Here is a 5,160-nt window from a genome sequence, read left to right on the forward strand (position 1 = left end):
TGATAAATATTTTGAGAAAGAATATAAAAGAATAGAACAGACAAAAAATGAACCGTCTAAATTGATTTTAATTAAATTTGATCAGGAAAATAAACGTAATCTCTGGAAAGAAATAAGAACTTATTCCACAAAACATGGAACAAAAATTATTAATGATGGAAATGAACAAAACATTATATATTACACAGAATCTTTTGTAAAAACACAGCAAACATTATTGATGTTTCGTTTATTAAGCAAGGTGTTTATTTTAACAGCATTATTTTTAAATTCGATTTTTATTATGGAAATAAAGGTTGAATCAGAAATCCCATCCTATAAAAAGAAACAGGAATTTTTGCGTTGTATGGGAATGCAAAAAAAAGAACGTAAAGCTCTTTATCTCTTGGAAATGCAAAGTGTCGGAATGATTTCATTAGCAGCCGGTATTTTTATGTCCGTAATACATTTTATTGCATGTTTATTACGAATGGAAAAAGCAGGGGAAGTTAATAAATGGAATTTTACAAAGTATTGGCTGGTTGCCTGCTTAGGATATATTGCATTAGAGTTGCTTGTGCAAAGAGGTTTTGCACTATATATTACACGTAAAATTGAAGGAGGATTAAAAGATGAGAACAAATGTATTAGAAGTTGAAAATTTAATACGAAATTATAGAAAATCCGTAATAAAAGAAAGCGAAGAAGATGTAAAGGTTTTAAAAGGAATCAGCTTTCAAGTTACAGAAGGTGAATTCGTTGGAATCATGGGTAAATCCGGATGTGGTAAAACAACTTTGCTTAAGACAATCGGAATGATTGATAAACCGACGGATGGAACAATTAAATTTATGGGAGAAGATACCAGTGAACTATACGGGGATAAACTTGCGGATATCCGGAACAGTAAGATAGGATTTATTTTTCAGGATTTTTATCTGATGGACAGCCTTTCAGTTGAAGAGAATATCATGCTGCCGATGATCATAAGCAAACAGAATATTAATAAGATGATTGCAGAAGCAAAGAAATATGCAGAACAATTTCAGATAGAATATCTGTTAAAGAAGAATCCATATGAATTATCTGGCGGTGAAAAGCAGAGAGTTGCCATATGTCGTGCTTTGATCAACAATCCAGATTTAATCCTTGCAGATGAGCCAACTGGAAATTTGGACTCAAAGTCAGGAAAAATTGTAATTGATGCATTGAATAAGATTTCATCGGAATATAAGAAGACGATTGTCATGGTAACACATGATCCGCAGATGGCAAGTTATTGTGACCGGATTATTCTGTTGAAGGATGGAAAGATTTTGGAAGAATTAAAGAAGGGTAGTAACAGGGAAACATTTTATCAAACAATCCTTTCCAAAATGGCGGAATTATAAAAAGACCAATGCCAGTATCAGCTATATTTGAATTCAAGATTATTGTAAGGGGTGGGAAGGTATATGCTGCATAAAATAATTTACAAAAATTTTAAAAGCAATATACGGAAATATATTTTATTTTTTGTCAGTAACATTATAGCCGTAGCAGAATTATTTATCTTTTGGGGATTGAATGATGTTGTAGTGCGGGCAGTTACAGAACCTTCGATTATGATGGGAATAAAAAGTGATTTTATGATAGCGGTTGGATTAATAACTGTTGTTACAATACTTTTGATGGTATTTTCTATGCGCTATTATATTAAACTCCGGGCAAAAGATTATGGAACTTTTATTATGCTTGGGATGAAAAAGAAGATGTCTTATATGCTTCTTTTTGCGGAATACATTATAGGATGTATAGGTTCACTTTTAATTGGTATTTTGTTAGGAAATCTGCTCCTATATGGAATTTTATATTGCTTAAATCAATACAATCCTCAGATTATTACATTACAAAAAGTGGATCCGGTCGTATATAAAAATACAATTCTTTTGTGTCTGGGAGTTATGCTTGGAATCTTTATAATTCTCCTGGTGTGGATGGACGGAAGAAATTTAAGCTCTTTAATGATGAAAGAGGAAATAAAGGAAAAACGCCCCGTCAGTTCAAAATGGATGTTGCTTACAGTGTTAGGGATTGTATTTATAATACTTGCAATTAAACAATATAAGCCAGGAACATGGGGATATTATTTTGCACATATATATTTTCTGATAGGCGGAATTCTTATTATTACTTTCAGTGGTGCATTTATTCTTGAACAGGCGAAAAAAGGACCTTTTTACTTTCGGTATGCATTGAAAATCAATCAACTTGATAGTAAATATCAAAGTAATATATTAATTATTCTGATGTTATTTGTAATACATTTTTTTGCTCTTTCTTATATCGGTACACAAATAGTAGAGATTCTGCCTCTTGACAAGACAAATAGTAATTATCCTTATGATATAATCTGGATGGCACGCCAGAACGATGAAAAATACAGTGAAAAAATAGCCGAAAAATATAATGGGACAGTTAAACATATTCCGATGATCCGGGCAACAATGTTTTATTCACAGGAAGAAATTGGAATATCCGAATCCACATATAAAGAACTAACAGGGAAGGCTTATGGTTTGTCTGGGAAAGAAATTGTTATAGGAATTGAGGACCAGAATTATCAAAGGGAAGAAAAAGTAACTGATAAGGTTCTTTATGATTTATTTGGATGGCTGTATATTGGTAAATTTAATCCGAATAAAAAGGAATTTGAATCTTCCAATATTTTAAAAGATGCGAATTATCAGTATAGGATAAAAGAAATTCATACACAAAACGTATTTGGAAAATTCGTACCAGAAGATGCCGGTGAAGGTTGTGAAGATACAGTTATATTTTCGGATGAATATTTTGATAAACAATGGGAAAAACAGGCAGCAGATGATGAAGAAGTTTCAATGTTAGAAGCATTTTCTTTTCCAAAAACAAAAGAGCAGATGGCATGGAAAGAGATAAAAGATCACGCAGATAAAGAAGGAATTACTGTATTCCAACCAGATGACAGTCATTCGCCACATGCTATATGTTATAATAAGACTGTGTTTTTAAAAGAACAGAAAATAAGTAATATATTTTTGCTTTTTAGCAAGCTGTTTATTCTGATAACCCTTTTAATCAGTGGTGTTTTTATTATGGTTGTTAAAAATCTGGCCGAAATGTCTTCTTACCAAAGACGTTATGAATTTTTTCATTCTATGGGTATGAAACAAAAAGAACAAAAGAAGAATTTAAGTTTTGAGATTTGCAGCGTGGGGAATATAGCATTAGGTACAGGTATTTGTTTGGCTCTTTTATATGTAATGACCTATTCACATTGGTATGAGGCAATGGGTGAAAAGATCTCAACTGCTTTTTGGAGTTACTGGCTTAAGCTTGTTGGAATTTATATAATTATTCAGATAGTTGTGCAGAAATTATTTGTAAGGTATGTGAACAAAAGAATTTAGAAGAAAGGCTTATAGATGTTGTTTGTTAGAGTAAGTTTTGAATGCGGTATAAAAATACGCATATAATATTTTACTGACAAATGTTTGCAAAAATCACTTGCCTTTTGCAAAGGTTCGTGATAAAATTTTTGTCAGTGATCAGGTTGCAGAAACTTGCGATGCCTGCGACCGGACGGAGGACCTGAGGGCCCTCCGTTTTTCTATATATGCAGATTTTTATAGAAGGTGAAAAATGACAGAAAAAGCGTTAAAACCGATAAAACCGTTTTTGAATTATGAAGAACAAATCAATAATCTCATCGAGCAAAAAGGAATGATTGTTAATGATCATAAATTTGCTGTGTCCAAATTAGAAGATATCAGTTATTTTGCTTTAATAGATGGATATAAAAATCTGTTTTATAATCCTATGACAAGAAAATATAAGGAAGGCACAACCTTTGAGGATCTTGTTGCTTTATATGAATTTGATGAAAAACTTCGTACATTGATCTTCCGGTATCTTTGTCATTTTGAGCAAAAAATGAGATCGCTGATTTCTTATCATTTTTGTGATACTTATTCAGAAAAACAGGAAGATTATCTGAATGCTGTACATTATAATAACTCGGGAGCAAATAAAAAGAAAATTGCTGCTTTAATAGCTATACTGGATAGAGAAGCAAAGAAAAGCACAGATCACGCTTATGTAGTTTATCAAAGAAAAACATATGGAAATGTTCCTATGTGGGTCATTATGAAAACTTTAACATTTGGACAGATGTCAAAGATGTATTCATTTCTGACGACCAGTATGAAAACGAAAATTAGCCGACATTTTGATTATGTAAGTGAAAAAGAACTAATTCAGTACATGAAAGTGCTTACCTTATATAGAAACGTCTGTGCTCATAATGAAAGGTTATTTTCATATAAGAGCAGGTTTGATATCCCTGATACAATATTACATAGAAAAATGAAACTTCCGCAAAATGGAAATAAATACAAATGTGGAAAAAACGATTTGTTTTCTGTTGTGATTGCTTTTCGAATGTTGCTGGCGAAAGAAGATTTTGCTGAATTTAAAAAATCTTTGAATCAGATAATTAACCAGTATATGAAAAAGACGGGCAATCTAAACCAGGATTTATTTTTCAAAGCAATGGGATTCCCAGAAAATTGGAAGAATATAAGTAGATATAAATTATAAAATAATCAATATAGTACGAACCGAGGATTCAAAATGAAAACTACGGAAAACAGATAAATATATAAATGGTCAGGAAGGTCAATATTTTGATTTGCCTGACTTATTTTTTTTATATCCAAATATGTAAGAAAAGTTGCCGATGGAAAGTTCTTTGCATTTTATTTGTAACATTTATCAAATTGAATAGTTAATATTATAAAGGAAAGGAGGACAGCACATGGATTTTGATTGTATATATAAATCATATTACCTGGACGTATATCATTTTTTGTGTGGTTTATCATCGAACAAAGAAATTGCAGAAGATATTACACAGGAAACTTTTACAAAAGCATTGACGGCAATTAATTCATATGATGGAAGAAAAGATATACGTGCATGGTTATTTACAATTGCAAGAAATACATATTTTACATATTGTAAGCGTGAGAAAATCTATGTGGAATGGGAGCCTCCAACGGAGCAGGTCGATATTCAGACGGAGTTTATTGACAATCTAATAAATAAAGAACAGGTTGAGAAAATACATAATTTTTTGAAAAATATGAAAGATCCATACAAAAT

General features: G+C 31.5%; 5 protein-coding genes. All 5 read left to right on the forward strand.

Annotation, left to right across the window (positions count from 1 at the left end; translation table 11 throughout):
* A partial coding sequence (locus NCY30_RS14665) for a hypothetical protein (protein WP_250818864.1) occupies positions 1-637 on the forward strand: 637 nt, incomplete at its 5' end.
* Positions 612-1,370 (forward strand): ABC transporter ATP-binding protein, encoded by a 759-nt coding sequence (locus NCY30_RS14670; RefSeq protein WP_250818865.1) that lies wholly within the window; start codon positions 612-614, stop codon positions 1,368-1,370. The genes NCY30_RS14665 and NCY30_RS14670, both read left to right, overlap by 26 nt.
* Positions 1,371-1,433: 63 nt before the next feature.
* A complete protein-coding gene (locus NCY30_RS14675) occupies positions 1,434-3,407 on the forward strand; it encodes an FtsX-like permease family protein (protein WP_161169935.1) in 1,974 nt (657 codons plus the stop codon).
* A gap of 232 nt (positions 3,408-3,639) precedes the next feature.
* Positions 3,640-4,596: an Abi family protein gene (locus tag NCY30_RS14680; RefSeq protein WP_006426643.1), complete on the forward strand. Its 957-nt coding sequence runs from the start codon at positions 3,640-3,642 to the stop codon at positions 4,594-4,596.
* A gap of 217 nt (positions 4,597-4,813) precedes the next feature.
* On the forward strand, positions 4,814-5,160 hold a 347-nt coding region (locus tag NCY30_RS14685), incomplete at its 3' end, for an RNA polymerase sigma factor (RefSeq protein ID WP_250818866.1).

The sequence above is a fragment of the Dorea sp. MB18-49 genome (assembly GCF_023669465.1).
In the GTDB taxonomy this organism is placed as follows: domain Bacteria; phylum Bacillota; class Clostridia; order Lachnospirales; family Lachnospiraceae; genus Dorea_A; species Dorea_A longicatena.

Excerpts from the sequence above, each read along its gene's own strand:
- NCY30_RS14680 (WP_006426643.1), top strand. The coding sequence starts at position 3,640 with ATGACAGAAAAAGCGTTAAAACCGATAAAACCGTTTTTGAATTATGAA.
- NCY30_RS14675 (WP_161169935.1), top strand. The coding sequence starts at position 1,434 with ATGCTGCATAAAATAATTTACAAAAATTTTAAAAGCAATATACGGAAA.
- NCY30_RS14670 (WP_250818865.1), top strand. The coding sequence starts at position 612 with ATGAGAACAAATGTATTAGAAGTTGAAAATTTAATACGAAATTATAGA.